Below are 26520 nucleotides of genomic sequence, written 5' to 3'. Positions count from 1 at the left end.
CTGAGCCGGCACCGCTTACAATCCGCCGCATGCTCAGACACCTCGCCATCAAGGATTTCGCCGTCGTCCGCGCCGCCGAGCTGGAGTTCGGCGATGGCATGACCGTCATTTCAGGCGAAACCGGCGCCGGCAAATCGCTGCTGGTGGACGCGCTCGGCTTCCTGTCCGGCCTGCGGGCCGACAGCGGCGTGGTCCGGCATGGCGCCGAACGCGCGGAACTCTCCGCCGAGTTCTCGGCCGGACCGGGGTCGCCGGCACAGGCGTGGCTGGCGGACAACGAACTGGATGATGACGGCCAGTGCCAGCTCCGCCGGGTGATCCGCGCCGATGGCGGCTCGCGTGCATGGATCAATGGCCGCAGCGTGACGCTGTCGCAGCTTTCCGATCTCGCGGCCCGCCTGGTGGAGATCCACGGCCAGCATGAACACCAGGCCCTGCTCGCCCGCCAGAGCCAGCTGGACCTGCTGGATGCCTTCGCCCGCAACGGCGACGAGCGCAGCGCGGTGCGCGGCGCGGCGCAGAAGTGGAGCACCCTCCTGCGCGAACGCGAACAGTTGTCCGGCCAGGGCGATGTCTCTGACCGGATCAATTATCTGGAGCACCAGTTGGCCGAACTGCAGCGCGAGGACCTGTCGCCGACGGCGCTTGACGCACTGGTGGCCAGCCATCGCCGCCAGGCCCACGCCACCGGCCTGATCCAGGCCTGCGACGCGGCGCTGGGCCAGCTGGCCGGCGAGGAAGCCCCGTCGCTGACCCGCCACCTGCAGCAGGTGCGCGCCGACCTCGCCCGCCAGGTCGAGCACGAGCCCCGGCTGCGCGACGTGGATGCGCTGCTGGAGGGCGCGGCGATCCAGGTCGAGGAAGCCCTATCCCTGCTCGGCCAGGTACGCGACGATCTCGATGGCGAACCCCTGCAGTTCGATGCGCTGGAGCGCAAGCTCGCCCGCGTGCACGACCTTGCCCGCAAGCACCGCGTGCCGCTGGACGGCCTGCAGGAGCAGCATGACCGGCTGGCGGCCGAACTGGAATCGCTGCGCGGTGCCGGCGAACGCCTGCTCCAGCTCAACGGCGAGATCGATACCGCGCGGGCGCATTGGCGTGACGCTGCTTCGGCCCTGACCCGCACGCGCCAGCATGCGGCCAAGACCCTCGGCGCCACCACGACCGCTCTGATCGGCGAACTGGGGATGGGCGGCGGTCGTTTCGAGATCGCGCTGGAGGCCCAGGACGGCGAGCGCCCGGACCCGACAGGCGCGGAACGCGTGGAATTCCTGGTATCCGCCAACGCCGGCCAGCCGCCGCGGCCGCTGCGCAAGGTCGCCTCCGGCGGCGAACTCGCACGCATTTCACTGGCGATCGAAGTGGCTGCGCTCGGCCTGGATGCCGTTCCCACCATGATCTTCGACGAAGTGGATACCGGCATCGGCGGCGCAGTCGCCGAGATCGTCGGCCAGAAACTGCGCGCCCTCGGCGCCCAGCGACAGGTGCTGTGCGTCACCCACCTGCCCCAGGTCGCCGCGCAGGGCCATGCGCACTATCGCGTCAGCAAGGCACCGGTCGATGGCATGACCCAGAGCGCGGTCGAGAAGCTGGCGGCCAAGCAGCGCGAGGAAGAGCTGGCCCGCATGCTGGGCGGCGTGGAAGTCAGCAAGGAGGCGCATGCCGCGGCCAAGCGTCTGCTGGCCAACGCGGTCTGACAGCGTCAGTTTTTCAATTGTGGGAGCGACGTCAGTCGCGATGACCGGCCGCGGTGCTTCATCGCGACTGACGTCGCTCCCACAGCCGGGACTCTCGAAGCGTCAGCGCTTCTTGCGCACGTACAGCACCAGCGAGTGCTCTTCCAGCTCATAGCCGTGCTTGGCGGCGATCTCGCGCTGCAGCTTCTCGATCTCGACGCTCTCGAACTCGATGATCTTGCCGGTGTCCACATCCACCATGTGGTCGTGGTGGCCGCCGCGGTCCAGTTCGTAGACGGCCTGGCCGCCCTCGAAGTTGTGCTTCAACACCAAGCCTGCGGCCTCGAACTGGGTCAGCACGCGATACACCGTTGCCAGGCCGATTTCGTCACCGTGATCCAGCAACTGGCGATAGATGTCTTCCGCGCTCAGGTGGTGCTGGGAATTCTTCTGCTCCAACAACTCCAGGATGCGCATGCGCGGGTGGGTGACCTTGAGGCCGACTTTGCGAAGGTCCTGCGATTCCATGGCGTCTCCGTTCACTCTCGGTTTAGCGCCAGCTGCCTGAAGCTCGGTTGCGGCGGTGCGCGGGAGTGTATCATCGGCCCGGTTTCCTACAGTACCTGCCCCATGCGCAAATTCCTGCTGGTCGCCGTCCTTGCTTCCGCCACTGCCGGCTGCGGCATTCTCTACAAGCAGCCGATCTACCAGGGCAACCTGCTCGAAAAGACGGCCGTCGACCAGTTGCAGGCAGGCCAGACCAAGCAGCAGGTGCAGTCGTTGCTGGGCAGCCCGTCGATCGCCGATCCGTTCCATGCCGACCGCTGGGACTACACCGCCAGCAACCGCACCAATCGCCGTGGCACGACCGAGATCAAGAATCTCACCCTGGTCTTCAACGGCGACGTGCTGGCCAGCTGGGAAGGCGAATACTTCCCCGAAGCCGACCTCCAGCTGTCGCGCGACGTGCGCAAGTTCGGCCCCAACCTGGCCAAGGAAAAGAAGAAGGGCGGCCGCCGCTGAGGCGCGGCTGACCTGCTATCTGCGCGCCCGTCGACGGCGCGCGTCCTTCGGATCGATCAGCAGCGGCCGCAGCACTTCCACGCGGTCGTCCTCGTTCAACACGGTTCCTGCCGTCGCATTCACGCCGTGAATCGCGATCGCGGCCGATTGCACGCCGTCGAAACCGCTCGCAGCCAGCGCATCGGCCACGGTGGCGCCGGCTGGCAAATCCAGCTGCACCGACTCGAACCGGTGCGGCCAGGCCCGGATCACCTCTACGCGCATCTCATTCCCCGCGATCGGCGGCACGCACGAAGTCGTCCACCATGCGGTCCGCGAGCGCCTGGAAGCCGATCGCCATCGCCGGCGCCAGCAGGCGGCTGGACGGTTCGAACTCCAGCGTCAGCGTGACCTTGCAGGCTGACTCATCCAGCGCATGGAAATCCCAGCGGCCATGCAGCTTGCGGAATGGGCCATCGACCAGGTTCATGTCGATGCGGTGCGGACGGTCCAGCGTGTTCTCGGTGGTGAACCACGTGCTCAGCGAGCCCAGCCCCAGGTCCAGACGGGCCACCAGGCGGTTTTCATCCTGCTCGATGAGCCGGGCGGCGCTGCACCAGTCGAACCGGCGGGGATAGGCCGCCACGTCATTGACCAGGTCGAACATCCGGGTGGCCGAGTGTTCGACCAGTGCGCTGCGGCGGATCGTGTGCATGTGGCTCGCGTAGGGTTCCGCCTTCGGCGACAATAGGACGGATGGCAAAGAAACCGGACAAGAATAAAGCAACGGGCACGATCGCGCTGAACAAGCGCGCCCGTCACGAGTACCACCTCGAGCAACGCCACGAGGCGGGCCTCGCCCTGCAGGGGTGGGAGCTGAAGGCCATCCGCGCCGGACGCGCCAACATCACCGAGGCCTACGCCACCATCCGCAATGGCGAGATCTTCCTGTTCGGCGCGCAGATCACCCCGCTGATCCAGGCTTCGAGCCATGTGGTCGCGGACGATCGCCGCACGCGCAAGCTGCTGCTACACCGGAACGAGATCGACAGCCTGATCGGCAAGGTCGAGCGCGACGGCTATACGCTGGTGCCCACCTCGCTGTACTGGAAGGGCAACAAGGTGAAGGCCGAACTGGCGCTGGCCAAGGGCAAGCAGACGCACGACAAGCGCGCCACCGAGAAGGACCGCGACTGGGCACGCGAGAAGTCGCGCGTCATGCGCCGGCACAACAAGGATGCGTAGCTCCATCGCTTCGCGATGAAACCCCCAAGATTTGCTTCGCACATCTCGGGCCCCGACGCGCGCTGCCGATCCCCCATTCGCGCTCACGCGCGAATTCGCCCCCTTACCAAGGGGGCTTGGCCTCACGAGACTGAACATCGCCCTTGCTGCGCCTTGTGAAGCGAGGTGCCCGCCCCTACACTTGCCCTTGTCAGGACGTTTCTGACTCCCGGGGGTGCACTGGCTTCGACGGGGGTTGCGAAGTTGCCTGGTGCATGCCGAGGGGGCAGCTTTCCTCGTAAATCCAGCGGCAAAACTCTAGTTGCCAACGACGACAACTACGCTCTCGCCGCTTAAGGCGTAAGCCCTGAAACTGCTTGTGTCCGTGCTCGCAGCGTAAGGTCATCATCACGGAATCGCCGGGAGTGGCTGCCTGTCAGCACCCGGTCAACCTAAAACAGGCTGGTTCTGCGGTGCGCTTTGCCCACCGTGCTGCTGCAGGACGAGACTCAACGGCGGGATAAGCATGTAGTACCGGGGATGGAGTGCCTTCGGACGGCGGTTCAATTCCGCCCACCTCCACCATTTGAAGAAAAGCCGGAACCGCAAGGTTCCGGCTTTTTCTTTGCCCGCCCGCATCCGTCAGCTCAGATTGCCAATGAACGGACCATTTGCCGATCAGTCGACTTGGTGCTTCCTGTAAAATCGCCGTCTTTTTTGAGCGTCAGCGTGGCAGCAGTGCAACAACGGGCGCCGGTGTCGGCCCCGGCCTTCGTACGACTCCTTGCCCGACTGGGCGACGTCGGCGCGCCTTCCGCCGGCCCCGCCCTTTCCGAGCGACTGGGCCAGTGGATCGACTGGAACCGCGCCATCGCACTGTCGCGCGCACTCGACGCGGTGCCAACGCCCGGTTCCTTCCCGACCCAGGCCGAAGGCGAAGCAGCCGCCTGCGCCCGCGTGCGCGCCAGCTTGCGGACCGCCATCATGCGCACCGACAAACTCGAGAAACTGACCGGCGAGGATTTCGCGCCGTTCCGTCGCCACTGCGTGGACCTCCAGCGGTCCCTGCTGGCGTCCACAGGCCCGTTGCGCGGGCGCCTGCGTGATGCACTGGCCACGGGCTCACCCGAGCAGGCGAGGCTGGCGGAGGTCGACGCCGTCATGGAGATGACGCTGAGCCCGCGCGAACACGCCCTGCTGGCCACGACCCCCACCCTGCTCGGCCAGTACTTCGAGCGGCTGAAGCGGGCCAACGCCGACGCGCCCGACGACGCCTGGCTCCCTACTTTCCGCCGCGACCTGCAGGACGTCCTGCTCGCCGAGCTGGACGTCCGCTTCCACCCCATCGAAGCGCTGCTCGCCGCCCTTCGCACTTCGCACGTTTCCGGAACACCATGATCAGAACCCCTCTCCTCGCCGCCCTGTTCCTGCTGGGTCTCGCCATCGTCACCTGGATCGGCGTGGGTTACGTCGGCACGCATGCGCTGGGCGTCGTGGTCACGCTGGTCATCTGCGCCTGCTATGTGGCCGGCGCGGTCGAACTGCACCGCTACCGGCAGGCCACCGCCACACTGGTGCGGGCCGTCGCGGATACCTCCGCCGCCGGCAGTGGCCTGCACGCGTGGCTGGCGCTGCTGCCACCGGGCCTGCGCCCGTCGGTGCGGCAGCGCATCGAAGGCGAGCGCGTCGCCCTGCCCGCACCGGCGCTGACGCCGTACCTGGTCGGCCTGCTGGTACTGCTGGGCATGCTGGGCACCCTCCTCGGCATGATGGCCACGTTGCGGGGCACCGGCCTGGCGCTGGAAAGCGCGACCGATCTCGACGCCATCCGCGGTTCACTGGGCGCGCCGGTCAAGGGGCTCGCATTCGCCTTCGGCACCTCGATCGCGGGCGTCGCCACCTCGGCGGTGCTCGGCCTGCTGGCGGCGCTCTGCCGTCGCGAACGGGTGCAGGCCGTGCAGGACCTCGATGGCGAAATCGCGACCTCGCTGCGCGTGCACTCCCAATCGTTCCAGCGCGAGGAATCCTTCCGCCTGCTGCAGCAGCAGGCCGCGCTGATGCCCGACCTCGTGGACCGGTTGCAGGCGATGGTCGCGTCGATCGAACACCAGAACAACGCCACCGGCGAACGCCTCGTCGTCAACCAGCAGGCGTTCCACGAACGCACCGAAGCGGCGCAGGTGCAGCTCGCGGCCTCACTGGAGCAGGCCTTGAAGTCGGGTGTCGACGCCAGCGCCCGGGCCGTGGTCGCCGCGCTGCAGCCGGCGACCGAGGCGACGCTCGCAGGGCTCGCACGCGAGAGCGCGGCGATGCAGGACGCCGTCACGCAGGCGGTGCAGCGCCAGCTCGATGGCCTGACCGCCGGTTTCGACGCCGCCTCCACCACCGCAGCCGCCAGCTGGACCACGGCGATCGAGCAGCAGCGCCAGACCAACGACACGCTCACCGGCCAGATGCAGGCCTTGTCCGAGCGGCTGGCCGCCAGTTTCGAGCAGCGCAGTGCCGCCGTTCTCGACGGGGTGTCCACGCGGCTGGAGCGCAACGCCGCCGAACTGTCGAACAACTGGAACCAGGCGCTTGCGCGACAGGAGGCCACCAGCGCCGGGATCGCCGCGCGCAACGAACACGCGCTGGCGGCGGCGGCAGGCGGCATCGAACGCCATGCCACCGAGCTGCTGCAGGCGATGGAGCGCTCGCATGCCGGCCTTCAGCAGACGCTGGCGGCACAGGACGACGAGAGGCTGGCGGCGTGGGCCGAACGCCTGGCCGCGATGAGCGCCTCCCTGCGCGAGCAGTGGGAACATGCAGGCGCGCAGACCGCACGCCTGCAGCAGGACATCTGCGATGCGCTCGCACGCAGTGCGGAGGACATCACCACCCAGGCGCAGGCGCACGCCGCGCAGACCATCGCCGAGATCTCGCAACTGGTGCAGGTGGCGTCCGAAGCACCGCGCGCCGCCGCCGACGTGATCGCGGAACTCCGCCAGAAGCTTTCCGACAGCATGGTCCGCGATACCGCCATGCTTGAGGAGCGCACCCAGATGATGGGCACGCTGCAGACCCTGCTCGACGCGGTGAACCATGCTTCCACCGAACAGCGGGGTGCCATCGATGCGCTGGTCGCCACTTCCGCCGACCTGCTGGATCGCGTCGGCACCCGCTTCACCGACCACGTTCAGGCCGAGACCGGCAAGCTCGAACACGTCGCCGCACAGGTCGCCGCCGGCGCCACCGAGGTCGCCGGCCTCGGCGATGCGCTGGGCAGCGTGGTCGCCCGCTTCGGCGAGTCCAACGACGCCTTGCTGGCGCGCCTGGAAAGCCTCGAAGGCGCGCTGGAGCGCTCGCTCGTGCGCAGCGACGAGCAACTGGCCTACTACGTGGCGCAGGCACGTGAAGTGGTCGACCTGAGCCTGTCCGCGCAGCGCCAGATCACCGTCGACCTGCAACGCCTGTCCGGGGCCGAAGCCGCATGAGCGTGGAAACCGGAGACGACACCGACCTCGGCGCGCCCGTCTGGGCCAGCTTCGGCGACCTGATGTCGGTGCTGCTGGGGGCGTTCGTGCTGGTGCTGGTCGGCGTGATCGCCGTGCAGGCGCAGCTGTCTCAGCGGCTGGACGAGGAAGTGCGCAGGCGCGAGCTGGAAACGCAGCAGCGCGATGCGCTCGAAAAGGCCCTCGCGGTGCCGCTGGCCGAAGGGCGGGTGACGCTGGTGGATGGCCGCATCGGCATCCGCGGCAACGTGCTGTTCGCACTGAACTCCGACCAGTTGCAGCCCGAAGGCCGTGACCTGCTCAAGGGTCTCGCCGCCCCGCTCGCGGGCTACCTGCGCACGCGCGACGAGATCCTGATGGTCAGCGGCTTCACCGACGACCGCCAGGTGCGCGACAGCAACCGCCGGTTCGCCGACAACTGGGAACTCTCGGCGCAGCGTTCGCTGACGGTCACGCGCACGCTGATTGCAGAAGGCGTGCCGTCATCGTCGGTGTTCGCCGCCGCGTTCGGCGCCGAGCAACCGGTCAGCGCGAACACCGACGAGGAAGGCCGCGCGCGCAACCGCCGTGTCGAGATCGCCCCCATCCCCCGCCCCGCCAAACGCAGCGGTGACGATGGACGGTGACGCGTTGCCGCTGACGGCGCAGCTGCAGGCGTGGCGCGCCCAGGGCGCGGACCGCGCGGACCCGGCACGCTTCGACATCCTGCAGGCGCTGGCCGCGCGGATCAGCGCGCACGAGGGAGAAGCCCGTCGCCTGCTGGAAGCGCGACTGGCCGGGTTGATGCGGGCGTATGCGGAAGCGTTGGCACAGCGACCGCCTGCCGCCCCTGCGGCGAAACACGCGACCGTGGCCGCTTCCGGGTTGCGCGAGCTGGTCGCCGCGCTGCAGCCGCGTGCCGGCCAGCTCCCGGATCACGACACCCCGCTAATGGCGCCTGCCATGCTGACCGAAGCGCGCGAGACCTGGGCCCAGGTCCGCACCGACAGCCAGCTGCGCGCCTCGCTGCACGACCTGCCCGCCGACGCCGGTCCGCTCAACTCCGGCATGCTCGTGCATCGCGCCCTGCACCTGATGCGCGCCACATCGCCGGGTTATCTGCAGCACTTCATCGCCTACGCCGATACGCTGTCGTCGCTGGAACAGCTCCAGCAGGCGGTGGCCCCGCTGACCGCGGCACCGGAAGCCCCGCGCACGACCCGACGCGCCCCGCGCAAACGGAAAGCAGTGGGGACGTAGCGGCTGAAGCGCGCATGCGCGTCGCCTGGCGTGTGGGTGTGGGAGCGACGCCAGTCGCGATGGAGCGTTACCGATAGTCCCTCGCGACGCACGTCGCTCCCACGCCTCCCCCGGTCGCAAGCGTCCTCGTCATTCCGAGCCCTTTGGGTGGCTCTCAATGTGAGAACGATGCCACTGCAAGCGCGATCGTTCGGGCTGGATGTGAGAAAGATCGGGCTCCGAGCTCCCTCCGCAAGGCTGGGAGCTCCGAGGATCGCTTTCGGAATGCCATCCCATCGATCTCGGAAAGCCATCGATGGCTTTCCGGATGCCATCGATGGCTTTCAACGTGAGACAGATCGCATTCCGAGCCCCACCCGCAAGGCGCGGAGCTTCGCGGATCGCAATCGCAGTGCCATCTTCATCGCATTCGGCGTGCCATCGACGGCGTTCCGAGCCCCATCGTTGGCTCTCAATGTGAGACAGATCGCCCTCAGCGCTCGAACGTTGGGGCCCGGAGCCCCATCGCTCACGCTCCGAGCTCCGTCGCGGGGGCTCTCACGCTGAAACGGCCGCGCGCTCAGGGCATCGGATACAGCAGATGCTGCCGGCGCAGCACCTCGAACGCCGCCAGCCCCGGCTGCCAGCGCGCTTCGATAACGTCCAGGGTGTCGCCGCGCGCGATGGCGGCACGCAGATCATCCACGCCGGCCAGCCGGTCGAAGAACGGCGGCTCGCCGGGCAGGAAGGCGAAGTCCTTCGGGTGCTGGTCGTGCAGGGCCTTCAGGACAGCGATGCCGGTACGCACGGGAAGGAACGCCGCGCGATCGGTCACGTGCAGCTGCACGCCGCCGCAGACCTGGCCTGCATGCTTCGAGAACGTGGGCGTGAACCACGTGGCGCGGAAGCGCACCCCGGGCAGGCCCAGCGCGTTGAGCCGCGCGGCCAGCGCCTGGGCATCCACCCACGGCGCGCCCACGGTCTCGAACGGGCGCGTGGTGCCGCGGCCCTCCGAGACGTTGGTGCCTTCCAGCAGGCCCATGCCCGGATACACCAGGGCGGTGTCCGGCGTGGGCATGTTGGGAGACGGGGGCACCCACGGCAACGCACCACGCAGCGGTTCATCACCGCGCCGCCAGCCCTGCATCGTCACCACATGCAGCTCGGCGCCGATGCCGAATCGGGTATTGAACAGCGTCGCCAGCTCGCCGATGGTCATGCCATGGCGGATCGGAATGGGGAACATGCCCAAGAACGACGCCAGCGCCGGATCCAGCACCGGGCCCTCCACCCGCATCCCACCGAGCGGATCGGGCCGGTCCGCCACGATCACCGGGATACCGGCGCGCTTTGCCGCACGCATCACGCCCGCCAGCGTGTATGGATACGTATAGAACCGCGTACCTACGTCCTGGATGTCGAACACCAGCACGTCGACGCCGGCCAGCATCGCCGGCGTCGGTTCGCGGTGCTCGCCATACAGGCTGTGCACCGGCAACCCGGTGGCGGCATCGCGCGATGAGGCGACCGTGTCGCCGGCCTGCACGTCGCCCCGCACGCCATGCTCCGGCCCGAACAGCGCCACGAGCGTGAAGTCGGTGCGTGCGGCGAAGCGGTCCATGGTGCTGCGCAATGCACGGTCCATGCCGGTGGCATTCGTCACCAGGCCCACGCGCTTGCCGCGCAGCAGGTCCAGGCGCGATGAGAGCAGGACATCGATACCCAGCCGCGGTGCCGTGCTCGTGCAATCACAGGCCGCAGCATCCAGCGGCGATGTCGCTGCGGATGCGCCGCTCGCGCCGCAGGCCAGCACCACGCCGAGCACCAGCAGCGCGATGTGCCGGCGCGGGTGGCGCGGCGCGGCATGCAACGGTCGCAGGTTCCGGGGCATAGTGTGGCTCTCGTTTGCTATCGTTGTCATGACGATAGCAGCCCGCGTCGGGCGCCGCGCAAGGGGAACATCGCCGGTCTCGACACCGTCTTCCGTTGTCTGATGAGGGATCCGATGTCCCGTACGGCGAATTGCATCATGCGAAGCATGTCCTTCCTTGCCATGGCCGGTGTCCTGGCCCCCGCCACTGCGCAACCTGCGCCGTCCCGCCTGGGCGTGACCCCCTCGGCGCAGTCGCAGGACTTCGTGGCGCACAAGCAGCAGTTCCAGTTGCACAGCCTGCTGACCGAACAGCGCCACCCACGCAGCTTCGACCTGAGCACGCGCATCGCGGCCGATACCACCGACGGACTGGCAGCGCTGCTGGCGGTGGACGAGGACATCGCGAAGGCCCTGCAGGACGTGGCCGACGATCCGGCACGGCGGGCAGCGCTGGAGGCGGCCTCGCGCGACATCACCCGCGCGCTGCGCGACGGGCACCGCCTGTACTTCTATGGCACGGGCTCGACCGGACGCCTCGCTGAAACGATCGAAAGCGGATTGTGGCGCCCGTTCTGGCAGCGCACTGCCGCATCACCGGCAATGGCCAAGATCGAGGCGCGCTTTCCCGGCCTGGGCGAACGCGTGCGTGGCGAGATCACCGGCGGCGACCGCGCGCTGATCGCCTCGCTGGAAGGCTTCGAGGACATCCCCGAGATCGGCCGCCTGCAGTTGCAGGACAACGGTATCCAGCGCGATGACCTGGTCTTCGCGGTCACCGAGGGCGGTGAAACCTCGGCCGTGATCGGCACCGCGCTGGCGGCCGCCGACCAGGCCGGTGTGGACGCACGGCGTACGTGGTTCGTCTACAACAATCCCGATGAGGTGCTGCGCCCGTTCGAGCGCAGCCGTCGCGTGCTGGACGATCCGCGGATCACCAAGATCCCGTTGCCCACCGGGCCGCAGGCGATCACCGGCTCCACCCGCATGCAGGCCACCACCACCAGCCTGTACGTGCTGGGCGTGGTGCTGGAGGACGCAACGCGCACGCTGTTGAGCGAGGTGCTGTCGGCAGACGAACTCGTCGCGCTGGGCTTCAGCGACGCCAGCATCGCCGATCGCCTGCGCGGCTTCGCCGGCATCCAGCGGACTGTCGCGGCGGCCGCGCCGAAACTGGCAGCGTGGACCGAGCGCGAAGCCGCAAGCTACGCCGCCGGACACCGTGCCACCTACCTGGCCACGCGCGCGTTGATGCCGGTGTTCGTGGACGTCACCGAGCGTGCACCTACCTTCCGGCTCGGCCCGCTGGACCCTGTGGACGCACCGGAACGGCGTTCGTGGATCCAGGTCTGGACGCCCGCTGGCAATGCGCAAGAGGCCTGGCAGGCACTGCTGCACCGTCCCTTCCACGGACTGGACAAAGCGCTGTACCTGCCGCCGTTCGAAACCGGCATCCCGGACCCGTACCTGCGCGAGTCCGCGCTGCGCGGGCTGGCGAACGCGGGCGACGAACAGCAGGCGCTGTACGACCTGTCGTATTCCGATGCCAACATGCGCCGCAGCGGACCGCAGGCGGGCGATTCCGGTGCGCTGATCCTGCTCGGCGATGAAGCACATGACGAGGCGAACCGGCAGTGGCTGCAGGCGTTCGCTTCAGCAGGCGCAGACCTGGTGCTGGTGTCGGTGTCCGCACGTCCGCTGGCCTCCGAGGTCGTGCGCGATGCCGCCGCCCTGCCCCGTCCCGTGCCGGTGATCGCGGTGACGGTGCCGCAGCGCGATGCGTTCGAGCTTGACCAGACCATCGCGCTGAAGATGCTGCTCAATGCGCATTCCACCGGCGTCATGGCCAAGCGTGGCCGCGTGGTCGGCAACACCATGACCAGCGTGCAACCCGGCAACCTGAAACTGATCGGCCGCGCGACCTGGCTGATCCTCTCGCACGTCAATGCGGTGCTGGAGACGCCCGCGTGGCGCAGCGCACACGGCGCGACTGAACCGCTGTCCTACCCCGAGGCCAATGCCGTGCTGTTCGAGGCCATCGAACAGCGCCGCAACGCACCGGGCGCGAGCGGGCTGCCGGAGGTGGAGCTGTCGGTCGTGGCCGTGCTGGAGGCGCTGAAGGCCGGCGCGCCGGTCGACTGGAGCGCGGCCGCCACGCGGTTGCGGACCGGCGGACTGAGCCACTACCTCGCGCCCTATGCGACGACGGTGCGCGACCGCGCCCGCTGATCACGCACGCCTTTGTGGGAGCGACGCAAGTCGCGACCGTACCCGGAGCACCCCTCCTGCACGGAGGGGCATCGGAACGGCCATCGCGACTCACGCCGCTCCCCCATGGAAACGAGGGCTGACTCCGATCAGCCCTGCCCCTTCGCGCGCGCGAAGGCCGCGGCCAGCGCATTGTCGGCTGGCGCTGCGCCGGGCTTGGACGGGGCCGGGCCACGCCGGTTGTCGCGGGAAGGACCACGTTCCTGTCCGCGCGGCGGACGCGGATCGTTCACGCGTGCTTCGCGCGGTGCCTGCGGCGCAGGCGCATCGTCGAGGCGGCGCGTCAGCGCGATGCGCTTGCGGGCCACGTCGACCTCCAGCACCTTCACCTTGACGATGTCGCCGGCCTTCACCACTTCACGCGGGTCTTTCACGTAGCGGTCGGCCAGCGCGGAAATGTGGATCAGGCCGTCCTGGTGCACGCCGATGTCGACGAACGCGCCGAAGGCGGCCACGTTGCTGACCACGCCCTCCAGGATCATGCCTTCGCGCAGGTCCTTGATGTCTTCCACGCCGTCGGCGAAGCGCGCGGCCTTGAATTCCGGGCGCGGATCGCGGCCGGGCTTTTCCAGTTCCTTGAGGATGTCGCGGATGGTCGGTACGCCGAACGTCCCGTCGGTGTACTGCTCGGGCTTCACCGCGCGCAGGAACACGATGTCCCCGACGATCTGCTTCACCTGCCTGCCGCTGCCGGCCAGGATGCGTTCCACCACCGGATAGGCTTCCGGATGCACGGACGAGGCGTCCAGCGGTTCGTCGCCGTCGGCGATGCGCAGGAAGCCGGCGCACTGCTCGAAGGTCTTCTCGCCCAGCCGCGGCACGCCCAGCAGCGCCTTGCGTGTGCGGAAGGCGCCGTGTTCGTCGCGGAAACGCACGATGTTCTCGGCCACCGTCGACGACAGGCCGGACACGCGCGTCAGCAGCGCGGCCGAGGCGGTGTTGACGTCGACGCCGACGGCGTTGACGCAGTCCTCCACGCGCGCATCCAGCGCCCGCGCCAGGCGGAACTGGTCCACGTCGTGCTGGTACTGGCCCACGCCGATCGCCTTGGGTTCGATCTTCACCAGCTCGGCCAGCGGGTCCTGCAGTCGGCGTGCGATGGAGACCGCGCCACGGATGCTGACGTCGAGGTCCGGGAATTCCTTCGATGCGAATTCAGAGGCGGAGTAGACCGATGCGCCGGCTTCGCTGACGACGATCTTCTCCAGCTTCAGCTCCGCGGCCTGTTTGATCAGGTCGCCGGCCAGCTTGTCGGTCTCGCGGCTGGCGGTGCCGTTGCCGATGGCGATCAGCTCCACCTGGTGCTTCGCGCACAGCGCACGCAGCACGTGCAGCGATTGATCCCACTGGCGCTTGGGCTCATGCGGGTAGATGGTGGCGTGGTCGACCAGCTTGCCGGTGCGGTCCACCACCGCGACCTTCACGCCGGTGCGCAGGCCCGGGTCCAGGCCAAGCACGGCCTTCGGCCCCGCAGGCGCCGCCAGCAGCAGGTCCTTCAGGTTGTCGCCGAACACCGCGATGGCCTCGGCTTCGGCCTTCTCGCGCGCCTGGTTGAACAGGTCCAGCAGCAGGTGCATGTGCAGCTTGGCGCGCCAGGTCAGCCGGCAGGCATCCAGCAACCACTTGTCGGCCGCGCGTCCCTGCGAGGAGACGCCCGCATGCACCGCCACACGGCCCTCGGCCTGCTGGTGGCCGGCCTCGGCCTCCATGCCCGGGTCGAGGTCGAGCAGCAGGATCTCTTCGCGGCGCGCGCGGAACAGCGCCAGCAGGCGGTGCGAGGGAATCTTCGCCAACGATTCGGCGTGGTCGAAGTAGTCGCGATACTTGGCGCCTTCGTTCTCCTTGCCCTGCGCAACCTTGGCGCGGATCACGCCGACGTCGGTCATCCAGGCGCGCAGTTCGCCGACCAGTGCGGCGTTCTCGCCCCAGCGCTCCATCAGGATGGCGCGCGCGCCGTCCAGCGCGGCCTTGGCATCAGCCACGCCCTTGTCGGCATCGACATACGCGGCGGCCGCGACCTCCGGCACCTGGGTAGGATCGGCGAGCAGGCCGTCGGCCAGCGGTTCCAGTCCCGCCTCGCGCGCGATCTGCGCGCGCGTGCGGCGCTTGGGCTTGTAAGGCAGATACAGGTCTTCCAGGCGCGCCTTGCTGTCGGCGGCTTCGATGTCGGCGCGCAGCTCGTCGGTCAGCTTGCCCTGCTCGTCGATGCTGGCCAGTACGGCGGCGCGACGGTCTTCCAGTTCGCGCAGGTAGGTCAGGCGCGTCTCGAGGTCGCGCAGTTGGATGTCATCCAGCCCGCCGGTGACTTCCTTGCGGTAGCGGGCGATGAAGGGAACCGTGGCGCCTTCGTCCAGCAGCGCGATGGCGGCCTTGGCCTGCGCGGTCTGTGCGCCGATCTCGGCGGCGATGGTGGCGGCGATGTGCTGGGCGATCTGGGGATTGCGGTCTTGCATTGCGTCCGTACTGGAAAACCCGATGGACCGGGTGGGATGCCGATTGTGGCAACGGATGGCAGCGCTGGGAAAGGGTTGACAGCGCGAGGCGGAAGCGACAAAGAAAACGGGCCGCTTGCGCGGCCCGTTTTCCACACGCTGCAACGATGGCTTACGAGCGCACCGGCAGTACGCGCACTTCGACGCGGCGATTCATCGCACGACCCGCGTCGGTATCGTTGCTGGCGACCGGATACCGCTTGCCCATGCCGACGATCTCGAAGCGCTCGCGCTGCAGGCCCTGGCCGATCAGGTAGTTGCCGACCGCAGCCGCGCGCTGTTCCGACAGGCGCTGGTTGACCGCGTCGGAACCGATGCTGTCGGTGTGGCCGCTGACTTCCACGATGGTCTGGTTGTACTCCCGCAGCGTGGACGCCACGTTGTTGAGCGCGGGATAGAACTGCGACTTCAGGTCGGCCTTGCCGAAGTCGAAGGTCACGCCGTCGGGCAGGTTGAGCTTGATGACGTCGCCATCGCGGCTGACATCGATGCCCGTGCCCGCGGTCTGGCGGCGCAGCTCCGCTTCCTGGCGATCCTGGTAGGCGCCGATGGAGCCGCCCGCCAGGCCGCCGACACCGGCACCCACCAGCGCGCGCTGGCGGCGTTCGGTGGCATCGCTGCCGCTCAGCAGGCCGGCCACGGCACCGATGCCGGCACCGATCAGGGCACCGGTACGGGTGCGGTTGGGATCATTCGGATCATTGGTCTGGCCGGTGTAGCTGGCACAGCCGCCCAGCAGAGTGACGGTGAGCGCAGCCAGGGCGCCGGTCTTCAGCATCGCATTCATGGATCCTCCTTGGTGGCGTGCGGGGTAATCCCCGGAACGGCCGCCAGCCTAACCACCGAAGTGTTCATGGCGCGCGATTTCCGCCCTGTTCATTCAGGTGGGGGCAGGGTCAGGGAAGCAAGGCGGTGGCCGCCGGTGCGTCCAGCGTCCGCTCCCAGTCGCCCATCAGCGACAGGTACAGGAGTTTGTCGAACTCCGGCCCGAAACGCCGGATCACCGCGTCCGGGTCCGGGATCAACTTGGCGTCCGCGATGAGTCCGAAGTGCACGCGGCCGTTGTAGCTGAGGATCGAGACACCGATGCCGATGGAACCGGTCTGCGGCACCCAGAACATCATCTCGCGCAGCCGCGATCCGCCCATGTACAGCGGCTGCTGCGGACCGGGCACGTTGGTGGCCACCGCCGTGGCCTTGCGCGAGAACAGCTCAAGCGCGACGCTCTGGATGGCGGAAGGCGCCATGCCAAGCGCAGCCAGAAGTCCAAAGGCAACAATGGCTTGCCGCGAGTTCTTCAAGTCGCGCATGCACTCCGCCACGCGCTCCAGCCGACGGATCGGATTGTCCTCGCCCACCGGCAGGTCCAGGAACACGAGACCGAAATGGTTGCCCAGCTTGCGGGCATGCTCCAGCGGCCGCAGGTTGACGGGCACGGTGGCGCGCAGGGTGACCCCATCGATCTGCTCGCCACGCTCCAGCATGTAGCTGCGCAGCGCGCCGGAGGCCGCGGCCATCAGTACATCGTTGACGGTGCAATCGCAGGCGCGGCCGACGGCTTTGACTTCCTCCAGGTCCAGCGGCTCGGCCCAGGCCACCCGCTTGCTGACGCCCAGCTTGCCGCGCAGCAGCGTCGGCGGGTCGTCCGACAGCGACAGTGCATGCAGCAGTTCGCGACCGATCTCGCCTCCCTCCTTCGCCAGCACCGTGGCCAGCGTGGGATCACGGTACATCTCCATGCCCTTGCCCAGCACCTTGCCGCCCAGCTGCATGTAGCGATCGATGGCGCCGACCCGGCGCACGACTTCCACGCCATCCTTCTTCAGCCAGGCCGAGCGCAGGTCCTTGCCGGCATCCGGCTTGCGACTGGTATCGGTCAGCGACAGCAGCACCTGCACCAGCGCGATGCCGTCGGCGTAACTGTGGTGGATGCGCGCGACGAGCGCCGAACCCGTGCCGTAGCGCTCGATCAGGTGGAATTGCCAGAGCGGCTTGGTCTTGTCCAGCGGCGTGGAAGCCATCTGGCTGGTGAAGCGTTCCAGAGCCTTCTTCTCTGACGCCGGATCGTGCCGGCCGGGCAGCGCTGACAGGCGCACATGCCAATCGAGGTCGAAATCGGGATCGGTTACCCACGACGCCCCTGCCGGCGTGTCGACCGCCTTCTGCAGGAAGCGCGGATAAGCGAGGAACCGCCGCTTGATGACCTGCTTCAGCCGGTCGAGCGTCATCGGCTCGTCGAACATCAGCACACCGGTGATCATCATCGGGTTGGTCGGACGACACATCCGCAACCAGGCGGTATCCACCCGCGACATCGGCTCGCGACGCGGCTTTGCCGGCGCCTTCTTCGTGGCCATGCTTGCCCTCCTCTCCCGCGCCGAGTGAAGCACGCGGCGCCGAAAGGCGTCAACGCAGCTCAGTCGCCGGTCTTGCGGTACGCCGCCAATGCGCCGTCGCGACCTGCGGCCAGGTCGGCGATGGGGTGGCGCGGATAGTCCGGCGCGACGCGTGCCAGCAGGTCGGGCTTTTGCCACGGCGCGAAGCGCAGCGGTACAGGCAGCGCGGCGAGGTCAGGCACCCAGCGGGCGATGTACGTGCCGTTGGGATCGAACTTCTCCGCCTGCGTGACCGGATTGAATACACGGAAGTACGGCGCGGCATCGGCGCCGGTGCCCGCGGTCCATTGCCAGCCAAGTGTGTTGCTGGCCAGGTCGGCGTCCACCAGCGTGTCCCAGAACCAGCGTGCGCCGTGCAGCCAGTGGTAGCGCAGGTGCTTGGTCAGGTAGCTGGCCACGATCATGCGCACGCGGTTGTGCATGTAGCCGGTGGCCCAGAGTTCGCGCAGGCCCGCGTCGATGATGGGCACGCCCGTGCGGCCGCGTCGCCAGGCGTCGAGGGCTGCGGGGTCCACCTTCGCCCAGTCGAAGTGTTCGAAGCGCGGATTGAGGTTCTGCGTGGTGGTCTGCGGGAAGTGATGCAGCAGGTGGTAGCCGAATTCACGCCAGCCCAGCTCACGGATGTAACCGTCCATGTCGGCGCTGTTGGCGGCCGTGCGCGCGCGCTCCAGTCCGGCCACGATGCGCCACGGTGCGATCTCCCCGAAGTGCAGGTGCGGGGACAGGCGCGAGGTGCCGGTGCGATCCGGGCGGTCGCGGTCGCTGCGGTAGCCATTGAGTGCACCGTCGATGAAGACCTCGAGTGCTTCGCGCGCGCCGGCCTCACCCGGCGTCCACGCGCCCCAGAAGCCTGCATCCCAGCCAAGCGAAGGCGCCAGTTTCCACGCATCCAGCGGCTCGCTCCGGAGCGCGGTGTCGACGGATGGCAATTGCGCCGGCGCGGTCCACGGTTCGGGGACCCGCCACTGCGACAGCGCCGCGCGCCAGAACGGGGTGAAGACCTTGTAGGGCGTGCCCTGCTGCGTGGCGAGGTCCCACGGCTCGAACAGCAGCACGCCCTTGAAGCTCTCGACCTGCACGCCGCGTTCGCGCAGCGTCTTCTTCAGCGCCGCATCGCGCGGCTGGGTGGCCGGCTCGTACTTGCGGTTCCAGAACACGGCCTGCGCGCCGGTCTCGTCGAGCAGCGCGTCGAGCGATGCCGCGCTGGAGCCATGCCGCCGCAGCAGACGCGATCCGCGGCGCTGGAGGTCGGCATCCAGCGCGGCCAGCGAGCGATGGAGCCAGGCGTTGGACGCTGCCCCGGGCGTCCACTCGCCCTCCTCGTCCGGCGCATGGAGGTACACCGGAACGGGCGTGAAGCCCTGCTCCAGCGCGGCCCGCAGCGCAGGATTGTCGTCCAGGCGCAGATCATGGCGGAACCAGACGAGGGCGGTCGGCATGCGGAAAATCCGAGGGAACGGTGTGCTGGCTTACGTCGCGGACGCCAAGCCGGATGCGGCACCGACGTATTCGCGCGGGATGCGGGCATTGAGCCCGGTCAGGATCTCGTACGGAATGGTGCCGGCCGCCAATGCCACCGCTTCGCACGAAATGGCATCGTCGCCCTGGCGGCCGATCAGCACCACTTCATCCTCGTTGTAGGCACTGCCTCCCGGACCGAGGTCGACCATGAACTGGTCCATGCACACGCGCCCGACGATGGGATGGCGCGCACCCCGCACCAGCACTTCCCCCCGCGAGGACAGCGAACGCGGATAGCCGTCGCCGTAGCCGATCGGCACGGTGACGATGCGGGTATCGGTTGGCGCCGTCCAGGTGGCGCCGTAACTGACCGTGCGACCGGCGTTGACCACCTTGAAGTAGACCACCTTCGAAACCAGCGACAGCGCGGGCTTCAACGCCACGGTCGGGCGGGAGGCGGCATCAGGCATCACGCCGTACAGCGCGATGCCGGGGCGCACCATGTCCAGGCAGGTTTCCGGGAAATGCAGCACGCCACCCGAGTTGGCCAGGTGGCGGATCGGCATCGGCGCACCGATGCGCTCGAAATGCCGGCAGGCGTCGAGAAAGCGCCCCAGTTGTTCCAGCGTCATCGGCGAGGCCGGGTCGTCCGAGCACGCAAGATGCGAGTAGACACCTTTCACCGTGCACCAGCGTGAAGCGGTCGCCGCCTCGATCAGCGGCCCGGCATTCTCGCTGTGCACGCCGATGCGCTCCATGCCGGTGTCCACTTTCAGATGGATCACCGCGTGGCGTCCCAGCGATTCCGCCGCCAGTTCGACCTGCCGCAGCTTGGCGATCGAGGACACGGTCACTTCAAGGTCGCACGCCAGGAACTGGCTGACCTGCGGCGCATGGATCCCACCCAGCGCCAGGATGGGTACCGTCACCCCCGCGCGCCGCAGGGCGATGCCCTCCTCCACCAGCGCCACGCCCAGTTGTCCGATGCCCTGGGCCTGCAGGTGTCGCGCGACGGGCACCAGCCCGTGCCCGTAGGCATTGGCCTTGACGATGCCCATCACCGGCACGCCCGCGTGCGCCTGCAACGCATGGAAGTTGTGGCTCAACGCATCCAGGTCCACGCGGATGCGCGTGGGACGATCATTCGCCTCGGGCCGGAACGAGGCCGCGAAGTCCATTCCCTCGATGTGGTCAGGTCCAGGCATGGGGGGATTGTAGCGGTGCGAATGCGGATGCCCGCTGCTTCAGCGACCGTCCTTCCCATCGCGGCGCCCGCGCAGCCAGCGTCGCCACCCGCGCGCGCGCGCGCGGTACGCGAGTGCCGCCGGCACATGGACTTCGACGCAAGTGCCCTCGCCCGGTCGCGATGCCACGTCCAGCGTCGCGCCCAGCCGCTCTGCGCGTTCGCGCATGCCGGCCAGCCCCCAGTGTCCGTGCCGGCCTCCGCTCGCCAGCACATCGGGCGCGATGCCGCGGCCGTCATCGATGAAGCGGATGCGCACGCCATCCGTTCCCTGTTCGATCACGACGTCGATGCGCTCCGCCTGGGCATGGCGGAATGCATTGAGCAGCGCTTCGCGCCCGATCTGCACCAGTTCGTCCTGCACGATCGGATCCAGCGACGCGGCTTGTCCTTCCATCGTCACCCGGCAGGAAACATCCGTATCGCTGGCCAGGTCGGCCGCCATCCGGACAAACACGTCGGACAGGCCGCCCGCATGGTGGCTCGCACGCAGGTCGAGCACGCGGTCGCGCGCCTCCACCAGCACGTCGTCGGCGCGCTCCAGCACGGACTCGAGGGCCTGGCGCCCCGGCGCACTCGCCCCCAGCGATCCCGCCACCGCATGGAAGCGCAGGATCAGCCCCTGCACGCTCTGCAGCAGGGTGTCGTGCAACTCCCGGGCGATGCGCTCGCGTTCGCGGTGGCGCTCCTGCAGGCGGTCATGGATCTGGCGGGATACGCTCCGCAGACGCATCAGGTAGGCGACCCACAGCAGACCGGCGACCAGCGCGAGGCACAGCAGGGCGAACCATGGCGTCTGGTAGTAGCGCGGCGCGATCGAGAACGCGATGCTGGCGCCCTCCTCGTTCCACACGCCGTCGTTGTTGGCGGCAAGCACGCGGAAAACATAGTGCCCCGGCCCGGGATTGTTGTAGTAGGCCACGCGACGCGTGCCGGCTTCCTGCCATTCCTGTTCATAGCCTTCGAGCCGATAGCGGAACCGGACCCGTTCGGGGATGGCCAGGCTCAACGCGGTGTAGCCGATCTGCAGGTTGCGCGCGCCCGCTGGCAACGACAGTGACGTGCCCTCCAGGCGATGGATCCGGCCGTCGACGGACAGCGAGCGGACCACTACCGGCGGCGGCAACGGATTGCGCCGGATCGCCTTCGGATCGATCGACACCACGCCGCTGGTCGTGGCGAACCAGAGTTTCCCATCGCCGGCCTGCAGTGCGGTCGGGATGGGCCGGAACTGCGCGGGGATACCGGGCAGTCCATCGAGGAAGTCGAAGAGATCGTACGCAGCCTGCGGCGCATCCCCGAGCACCGCCTCGATGGCGCTGGCCGGCACCCGCACGATGCCGCGCGCCCCGTTGAGCCAGAGATCGCCGTCCGCCGTCTCCACGATGCCGGAAATTCCGCGGAACGGGCTGTCCGCTTGCGCACGCAGGCTCTGGATGCGGTCACCGCGCAGACGCGCGAGCCCCTGCTCGCCCCCGATCCAGATGGCGGCACGTCCCTGATGCAGCGCGCTCACGTTGCCCACATCCAGCCCCTTGGAGGGACCGAACACCTGCAGGCTGCCGTCCCGCATCCGCGCGATGCGATTGTGCGCAAAGCCCATCCACAACTGCCCCTCCCGGTCGGCAAGCAGGCTCAGCGGCGACGAACCATCGCGGGTGCCCGGAAGTTCCTGCAGATGGGTCCAACGACCGTCACGCAGACGATGGATGCCAGGTGTGTTCAACGACACCCACAGCGTGCCGTCGGTCGTCCGCGCGATCGCCTGCACACCCGAGTACGCCCTGACCGGCAGGGGTGCCGCCGGCGCCAGCGTACCGTCACGCAATGTCCAGAGTCCTTTGGGGCCGCCGAGCCAGACCACGCCACTGTCGTCCCTGTGCGCGGCGGTCAGTGGGGGAGGCAGCGGCAGCGTCTCCAGCACGCCGCCCCGCAGTCGCATCAGGGGCCGGTTGCGACTTCCCGCCAGCACGGACGCGCCCTCACCGGCGACGATGGCGAAGTCGTGCGCACCATCCGGCAAGCGGGCAAGCACCACGTTGGCATGGCGGAAGCGGTCCAGCCCGCGACTGCTGCCCAGCCAGATCGTGCCTTCGCGGTCCTCCAGCAGCGGCAATGCGTAGTCCGAACTCAGGCCATCGCGCTGGCGATAGCTCTCGAAGTGCGGGCGCCCTTCGCCGGCCAGCCGGTAGACGCCGTCACCCAGCGTGGTGGCCCACAGCGCGCCGTCGCGATCGAACAGCAGGCCGGCCGATGGCAGTGGCAGCGCAACGGTCGACGCCGGAGCGCCCGGCAAGGGCAAGGCGCGTACCGCGCGATCCGCCTCGGCAATCCAGATGCCGCCGTCCGGCGCCTGCGAAAACTGGCTGATCCGGCCAACCGCGGCAGGCACGCGCTGGAACGCCCGGGCTCCGCGTGGCAGGAAGGCAACGCTTTGCTCGCTCGCCACCCACAACGTGCCGGCCGCATCGGCGAACACGGTGCGCGCCTGCCGGCCGGGGAATTCCCATTCCGGTCCCAGCGCATGCCATCGCCCCCGCTCCAGGTAGACCAGTCCGGTGAAGGTGGCCGCCCACAGCCGGCCATCGGCATCGCGCGCGAAGGCGAACACGGTGCCACTGGGCAGGCCTTGCGCCTCTCCGTAATGCGTCAGCGTGCCGCCATGGATATGGCTGACGGCGCCGTAGCGGAAACCCACCCAGAGCCCGCCTTCTGGAGATGCATGCAGGGCCGAAACACTGGTCGCGGGCAGCGCCTCGCCGACCGGCGGCTCGTAGCGCTCGAACTGCACGCCGTCGAAGCGATACAGGCCGATCTGGGTAGCCAGCCAGAGGTAACCGTCCGCCGTCTGCGCCAGCGCGGTGATCTGACCCGGTGCACCGTCCTTGACGCTCCAGGCCGTGTGGTGGAATTGCGACAGCTGGCGGTGGATCTCGAGTGCGGACGCGGTCTGCACGAGCACGAGCAACACCAGGCCGGCCCATGCCGCCCGCCAGCCACGCCATCGCCTGCTTGTGCCCGCGCCCGACGCACTGGCCACTGGATTCCCCTGGATTTACTCGCTGGCAGATCTGTTTCCGCCGCTGCCATCGCCGCTGCGGCGGATCACTGCTGGTCATTCGTGATCCGGACCTCCACCGTACCGGGCATCTCGTCCGGACGCCCCGCAGCGCCCGTCAATGCCTGATGCCGGCTCCCCCGTGGACCGGTCCTGCCGGGTGCAGCGTACTACGCGGCACGCACCGCCGTGAACATCGATCCGATCACTCGAATGCGCCGATGCTGTCGTGGCTCAGGTTGTCGAAGCGTGTGTATTCGCCGAAGAAGCGCAGCTTGCACGAACCGGTCGGGCCCGAACGCTGCTTGCCGATGATGATTTCGGCCAGGCCTTTGTCCGGCGACGTTTCCTTGTTGTAGTAATCGTCGCGGTAGATGAAGACGATCATGTCGGCGTCCTGCTCGATGGCGCCCGATTCGCGCAGATCCGCCATCACCGGACGCTTGTCGGTACGCGTTTCCAGCGAACGGTTGAGCTGCGACAGCGCGAGCACCGGCACGTTGAGTTCCTTCGCCAGTCCTTTGAGGGAGCGCGAGATCTCGGAAATCTCGGTAGCACGGTTCTCGCTGTTGCCCGGCACGGACATCAACTGCAGGTAGTCGATCACGATCAGGCCCAGGTCGTGTTCGCGTTTCAGGCGGCGCGCCTTCGAGCGCAGCACGTCCGGCGAGAGTCCGGGCGTATCGTCGATGAACACCTTGGCCTGGTCCTTGAGGATGCGGATGGCGCTGGTGACGCGGCTCCAGTCCTCATCCTCCAGCGAACCGGTGCGCAGTCGTGTGGCATTGATGCGGCCGACCGAAGAGATCAGTCGCATCGCCAGCTGCCCGGCCGACATTTCCATCGAGAACACCGCGACGGCCTTCTTCGACTTGATGGCCGCGTACTCGGCGATGTTCAGCGCGAACGTGGTCTTGCCCATCGCCGGACGCGCCGCCAGGATCACCAGGTCGGTGGGCTGCAGGCCCGCGGTCATCATGTCGAACTCGGTGTAGCCGGTCGGCAGGCCGGTGACGGTGCCTCCGCTTTCCGAACGCACGCGCAGGACTTCGAACGCATCCTTCAACGCATCGTTCATCGCCACGAAGTCGGTGCGCCCGCGTGCGCCCTGCTCCGCGATCGCGAACACCTTCTGTTCGGCGACCGCCAGCATCTCGTCGCTTTCCTTGCCCTCCGGCTGGAACGCGTCGTTGACGATCTCGGTACCGACCTCGATGAGCTGGCGCATCACCGCCTTGTCGCGCACGATCTCCGCATAAGCCGTGATGTTCGCCGCCGACGGCGTGGTGCTGGCCAGTTCCACCAGGTAGGCGCCGCCGGCGACCAGTTCCATGTGTCCCTGCGACTCGAACCACTCGCCCAGCGTCACCGCATCGAACGGACGGTTCCGTTCCGCGAGTTCGCCGATGGCGCGATAGATCAGCTGATGGTCGCGACGGTAGAAATCATTCGGCGTCAGCTTGTCGTTGATGCGGTCGTACGCTTCCGGCGCCAGCATCAGGCCGCCCAGCACCGCCTGTTCCGCCTCGATGGAGTTCGGCGGAACGCGCAGCTGTTCGATGCGCGCGTCGTGCGGGTCGGTGCGGAAGTTGGTGCGTGCTGACATGGGCGGGGCGGACTCCTGCGGCACATGCGTGGCGAACGCCAGCACGGCCGGACATGGTAGGCCGTCCATGCCCAACTGTGTTGCAGATAAGTGTGTGGATAACCGGTGGGAATCTCAGGACCTGAGATTCCCGGCCTCGAAACAGAACGGGCGCCTTTCGGCGCCCGTCTGTCGGCATCACGGATGATGCGCTTGCTGGATCAGGCTTCCGCCTGCACCACGACCTTGACGGTCGTCTGCACGTCGGCGTGCAGCTTCACGGCGATTTCGTACTCGCCGATGTTGCGCAGCGCGCCTTCGCCCATGATGACTTCGCTCTTCTCGAGCGGCAGGCCGGCGGCGGTGAACGCATCGGCGATGTCGCGCGGACCCACCGAACCGAACAGCTTGCCTTCGGTCGCGGCATTGGCGGTGATCGTGACGCTGGCACCTTCCAGCTTGGCGGCGCGGGCTTCGGCGTCGTCGTGCACGGCCTTGGCCTTGGCCTCGTACTCGGCGCGCTTGGCTTCGAACTCGGCGACGTTGGCGGCGGTGGCCGGCACGGCCTTGCCCTGCGGCACCAGGTAGTTGCGGCCGTAGCCCGGCTTCACGTTGACCTTGTCGCCCAGGACACCCAGGTTGGTCACTTTCTGCAGAAGAATCAGTTCCATCGTATTGCTCCGTATTCGTTAGCAGGCATGGCCTGCAGCGATTGGCTGTCCGAATGACAGTAGGAAGAAGAACCTCCCCGCGCGGGGAGGTCCTGGATTACACGTCGTGGTTGTCCGTGTACGGGATCAGCGCCAGGAAACGGGCGCGCTTGACCGCGGTGGACAGCTGACGCTGGTAGCGGGACTTGGTACCGGTGACGCGGCTCGGCACGATCTTGCCGTTCTCGGTCAGGTACTGGCGCAGGGTGTTGAGATCCTTGTAGTCGATCTCTTTCACGCCTTCGGCGGTGAACTTGCAGAACTTGCGGCGGCGGAAGAACTTGGACATGGGTGTGATCCTCAGGCGGCTTCGGCGGTGTCGGAATCGGTCGAAGCCTCGGTGCTGGCCTCGCCTTCGTCGTCGTCACGGCGACGACGCTCGCCACGCTCGGGCTTGTCGCCCTTCTCGTCCTTGTTCTTCATGATCAGGGACTGCTCGGTATCCGGGCCATCGCGCTTGATGACCAGGTTGCGCAGCACCGCATCGTTGAAACGGAAGCTCTCGACCAGTTCGTTCAGGACGGCCTGGTCGGCTTCGATGTTGAGCAGCACGTAGTGGGCCTTCACCAGGTTCTGGATCGGGTAGGCCAGCTGGCGGCGGCCCCAGTCTTCCAGGCGGTGGATCTTGCCGTTGCCCGTCTCGATCAGCGACTTGTAGCGCTCGATCATGGCCGGCACCTGCTCGCTCTGGTCCGGGTGGACCAGGAACACGACTTCATAGTGACGCATCGTTTTTACCTTTCGGATGTGGGCCCGGCACGCGGAATGCACGCCGGGCGGGACAGCCCCCCGACCACTCCGCGCGGATGCCGGCGGGGTGCGGTGG

General features: G+C 68.1%; 21 protein-coding genes, 1 other RNA gene and 1 pseudogene. 9 read left to right on the top strand and 14 right to left on the bottom strand.

Going from position 1 to position 26520, the window contains the following annotated elements; all coding sequences use genetic code 11:
• Positions 1-29 precede the first annotated feature (29 nt).
• Entirely contained in the window at positions 30-1697 is a 1668-nt protein-coding gene (recN, locus tag OY559_RS09285; RefSeq protein ID WP_277729768.1) for a DNA repair protein RecN, read from the top strand.
• A 102-nt stretch (positions 1698-1799) separates the two neighbouring features.
• Here the strand turns inward: recN and fur are convergent, their stop codons facing one another.
• The gene (gene fur, locus OY559_RS09280) at positions 1800-2204 is read right to left on the bottom strand and encodes a ferric iron uptake transcriptional regulator (protein WP_277729767.1); all 405 of its coding nucleotides are present in this window, start codon (positions 2202-2204) and stop codon (positions 1800-1802) included.
• Between the two features lie 102 nt (positions 2205-2306).
• Here fur and bamE point away from each other — a divergent pair, with 102 nt between their 5' ends.
• The gene (gene bamE / locus OY559_RS09275; RefSeq protein WP_142125396.1) at positions 2307-2699 is read left to right on the top strand and encodes an outer membrane protein assembly factor BamE; all 393 of its coding nucleotides are present in this window, start codon (positions 2307-2309) and stop codon (positions 2697-2699) included.
• Positions 2700-2714: 15 nt separating this feature from the next.
• Here the strand turns inward: bamE and OY559_RS09270 are convergent, their stop codons facing one another.
• On the bottom strand, positions 2715-2963 hold the full coding sequence (locus OY559_RS09270; protein ID WP_277729965.1) for an RnfH family protein: 249 nt from the start codon (positions 2961-2963) through the stop codon (positions 2715-2717).
• Between the two features lies 1 nt (position 2964).
• On the bottom strand, positions 2965-3393 hold the full coding sequence (locus OY559_RS09265; RefSeq protein ID WP_277729766.1) for a type II toxin-antitoxin system RatA family toxin: 429 nt from the start codon (positions 3391-3393) through the stop codon (positions 2965-2967).
• A 41-nt stretch (positions 3394-3434) separates the two neighbouring features.
• Here OY559_RS09265 and smpB point away from each other — a divergent pair, with 41 nt between their 5' ends.
• From smpB to OY559_RS09235, 6 genes are all read left to right on the top strand, one after another.
• Positions 3435-3923: an SsrA-binding protein SmpB gene (gene smpB, locus OY559_RS09260; RefSeq protein WP_142125393.1), complete on the top strand. Its 489-nt coding sequence runs from the start codon at positions 3435-3437 to the stop codon at positions 3921-3923.
• Positions 3924-4133: 210 nt separating this feature from the next.
• Positions 4134-4487: a transfer-messenger RNA gene (ssrA, locus tag OY559_RS09255) on the top strand.
• 132 nt (positions 4488-4619) lie between these two features.
• Entirely contained in the window at positions 4620-5300 is a 681-nt protein-coding gene (locus OY559_RS09250; protein ID WP_277729765.1) for a DUF3348 domain-containing protein, read from the top strand.
• Positions 5297-7375: a DUF802 domain-containing protein gene (locus tag OY559_RS09245; RefSeq protein ID WP_277729764.1), complete on the top strand. Its 2079-nt coding sequence runs from the start codon at positions 5297-5299 to the stop codon at positions 7373-7375. Before OY559_RS09250 ends, OY559_RS09245 begins: the two co-directional genes overlap by 4 nt.
• Positions 7372-8019: an OmpA family protein gene (locus OY559_RS09240; RefSeq protein ID WP_277729763.1), complete on the top strand. Its 648-nt coding sequence runs from the start codon at positions 7372-7374 to the stop codon at positions 8017-8019. The genes OY559_RS09245 and OY559_RS09240 overlap by 4 nt, the downstream gene beginning before the upstream one ends.
• Positions 8009-8632: a DUF2894 domain-containing protein gene (locus OY559_RS09235; RefSeq protein WP_277729964.1), complete on the top strand. Its 624-nt coding sequence runs from the start codon at positions 8009-8011 to the stop codon at positions 8630-8632. Before OY559_RS09240 ends, OY559_RS09235 begins: the two co-directional genes overlap by 11 nt.
• Positions 8633-9191: 559 nt before the next feature.
• Here the strand turns inward: OY559_RS09235 and OY559_RS09230 are convergent.
• The gene (locus OY559_RS09230; protein ID WP_277729762.1) at positions 9192-10502 is read right to left on the bottom strand and encodes an exo-beta-N-acetylmuramidase NamZ family protein; all 1311 of its coding nucleotides are present in this window, start codon (positions 10500-10502) and stop codon (positions 9192-9194) included.
• A 147-nt stretch (positions 10503-10649) separates the two neighbouring features.
• On the opposite strand from OY559_RS09230, the gene OY559_RS09225 reads away from it, so the two are divergent.
• A complete protein-coding gene (locus OY559_RS09225; protein ID WP_277729761.1) occupies positions 10650-12710 on the top strand; it encodes a hypothetical protein in 2061 nt (686 codons plus the stop codon).
• A gap of 128 nt (positions 12711-12838) precedes the next feature.
• Here the strand turns inward: OY559_RS09225 and OY559_RS09220 are convergent, their stop codons facing one another.
• The 10 genes and pseudogenes from OY559_RS09220 to rpsF all read right to left on the bottom strand — a co-directional run bounded on the left by OY559_RS09220 (position 12839) and on the right by rpsF (position 26423).
• Positions 12839-15202, bottom strand: coding sequence for a Tex family protein (locus OY559_RS09220; protein WP_277729760.1), 2364 nt, complete (start codon positions 15200-15202; stop codon positions 12839-12841).
• A gap of 151 nt (positions 15203-15353) precedes the next feature.
• Positions 15354-15926, bottom strand: a pseudogene (locus tag OY559_RS09215) (OmpA family protein); the annotation flags it as partial.
• Positions 15927-16137: 211 nt separating this feature from the next.
• Entirely contained in the window at positions 16138-17598 is a 1461-nt protein-coding gene (locus OY559_RS09210) for a WS/DGAT/MGAT family O-acyltransferase (RefSeq protein ID WP_277729759.1), read from the bottom strand.
• Between the two features lie 59 nt (positions 17599-17657).
• Positions 17658-19076 carry a cryptochrome/photolyase family protein gene (locus tag OY559_RS09205; protein WP_277729758.1) on the bottom strand — a complete coding sequence of 473 codons (1419 nt, stop codon included), beginning with the start codon at positions 19074-19076 and terminating at the stop codon, positions 17658-17660.
• A 30-nt stretch (positions 19077-19106) separates the two neighbouring features.
• A complete protein-coding gene (gene alr / locus OY559_RS09200; protein WP_277729757.1) occupies positions 19107-20303 on the bottom strand; it encodes an alanine racemase in 1197 nt (398 codons plus the stop codon).
• 39 nt (positions 20304-20342) lie between these two features.
• Positions 20343-23381 (bottom strand): sensor histidine kinase, encoded by a 3039-nt coding sequence (locus OY559_RS09195; RefSeq protein ID WP_277729756.1) that lies wholly within the window; start codon positions 23379-23381, stop codon positions 20343-20345.
• A 223-nt stretch (positions 23382-23604) separates the two neighbouring features.
• Positions 23605-25005 (bottom strand): replicative DNA helicase, encoded by a 1401-nt coding sequence (locus OY559_RS09190; RefSeq protein ID WP_277729755.1) that lies wholly within the window; start codon positions 25003-25005, stop codon positions 23605-23607.
• A gap of 200 nt (positions 25006-25205) precedes the next feature.
• A complete protein-coding gene (rplI, locus tag OY559_RS09185) occupies positions 25206-25655 on the bottom strand; it encodes a 50S ribosomal protein L9 (RefSeq protein ID WP_277729754.1) in 450 nt (149 codons plus the stop codon).
• Positions 25656-25752: 97 nt separating this feature from the next.
• Entirely contained in the window at positions 25753-25983 is a 231-nt protein-coding gene (gene rpsR, locus OY559_RS09180; RefSeq protein ID WP_055942998.1) for a 30S ribosomal protein S18, read from the bottom strand.
• Positions 25984-25994: 11 nt separating this feature from the next.
• Positions 25995-26423, bottom strand: coding sequence for a 30S ribosomal protein S6 (rpsF, locus tag OY559_RS09175; protein ID WP_142125379.1), 429 nt, complete (start codon positions 26421-26423; stop codon positions 25995-25997).
• Positions 26424-26520: the final 97 nt, after the last annotated feature.

The sequence above is a fragment of the Pseudoxanthomonas sp. SE1 genome, assembly GCF_029542205.1.
Classification (GTDB): Bacteria; Pseudomonadota; Gammaproteobacteria; order Xanthomonadales; family Xanthomonadaceae; genus Pseudoxanthomonas_A.
This window is presented reverse-complemented; position numbering and strand designations above follow the sequence as displayed.

Excerpts from the sequence above, each read along its gene's own strand:
- rpsF (WP_142125379.1), bottom strand. The coding sequence starts at position 26,423 with ATGCGTCACTATGAAGTCGTGTTCCTGGTCCACCCGGACCAGAGCGAG.
- recN (WP_277729768.1), top strand. The coding sequence starts at position 30 with ATGCTCAGACACCTCGCCATCAAGGATTTCGCCGTCGTCCGCGCCGCC.
- OY559_RS09190 (WP_277729755.1), bottom strand. The coding sequence starts at position 25,005 with ATGTCAGCACGCACCAACTTCCGCACCGACCCGCACGACGCGCGCATC.
- smpB (WP_142125393.1), top strand. The coding sequence starts at position 3,435 with ATGGCAAAGAAACCGGACAAGAATAAAGCAACGGGCACGATCGCGCTG.
- bamE (WP_142125396.1), top strand. The coding sequence starts at position 2,307 with ATGCGCAAATTCCTGCTGGTCGCCGTCCTTGCTTCCGCCACTGCCGGC.
- OY559_RS09240 (WP_277729763.1), top strand. The coding sequence starts at position 7,372 with ATGAGCGTGGAAACCGGAGACGACACCGACCTCGGCGCGCCCGTCTGG.
- rplI (WP_277729754.1), bottom strand. The coding sequence starts at position 25,655 with ATGGAACTGATTCTTCTGCAGAAAGTGACCAACCTGGGTGTCCTGGGC.
- OY559_RS09270 (WP_277729965.1), bottom strand. The coding sequence starts at position 2,963 with ATGCGCGTAGAGGTGATCCGGGCCTGGCCGCACCGGTTCGAGTCGGTG.
- OY559_RS09220 (WP_277729760.1), bottom strand. The coding sequence starts at position 15,202 with ATGCAAGACCGCAATCCCCAGATCGCCCAGCACATCGCCGCCACCATC.
- OY559_RS09265 (WP_277729766.1), bottom strand. The coding sequence starts at position 3,393 with ATGCACACGATCCGCCGCAGCGCACTGGTCGAACACTCGGCCACCCGG.
- fur (WP_277729767.1), bottom strand. The coding sequence starts at position 2,204 with ATGGAATCGCAGGACCTTCGCAAAGTCGGCCTCAAGGTCACCCACCCG.
- OY559_RS09245 (WP_277729764.1), top strand. The coding sequence starts at position 5,297 with ATGATCAGAACCCCTCTCCTCGCCGCCCTGTTCCTGCTGGGTCTCGCC.
- alr (WP_277729757.1), bottom strand. The coding sequence starts at position 20,303 with ATGCCTGGACCTGACCACATCGAGGGAATGGACTTCGCGGCCTCGTTC.
- OY559_RS09205 (WP_277729758.1), bottom strand. The coding sequence starts at position 19,076 with ATGCCGACCGCCCTCGTCTGGTTCCGCCATGATCTGCGCCTGGACGAC.
- OY559_RS09235 (WP_277729964.1), top strand. The coding sequence starts at position 8,009 with ATGGACGGTGACGCGTTGCCGCTGACGGCGCAGCTGCAGGCGTGGCGC.
- rpsR (WP_055942998.1), bottom strand. The coding sequence starts at position 25,983 with ATGTCCAAGTTCTTCCGCCGCCGCAAGTTCTGCAAGTTCACCGCCGAA.
- OY559_RS09225 (WP_277729761.1), top strand. The coding sequence starts at position 10,650 with ATGTCCTTCCTTGCCATGGCCGGTGTCCTGGCCCCCGCCACTGCGCAA.
- OY559_RS09210 (WP_277729759.1), bottom strand. The coding sequence starts at position 17,598 with ATGGCCACGAAGAAGGCGCCGGCAAAGCCGCGTCGCGAGCCGATGTCG.
- OY559_RS09230 (WP_277729762.1), bottom strand. The coding sequence starts at position 10,502 with ATGCCCCGGAACCTGCGACCGTTGCATGCCGCGCCGCGCCACCCGCGC.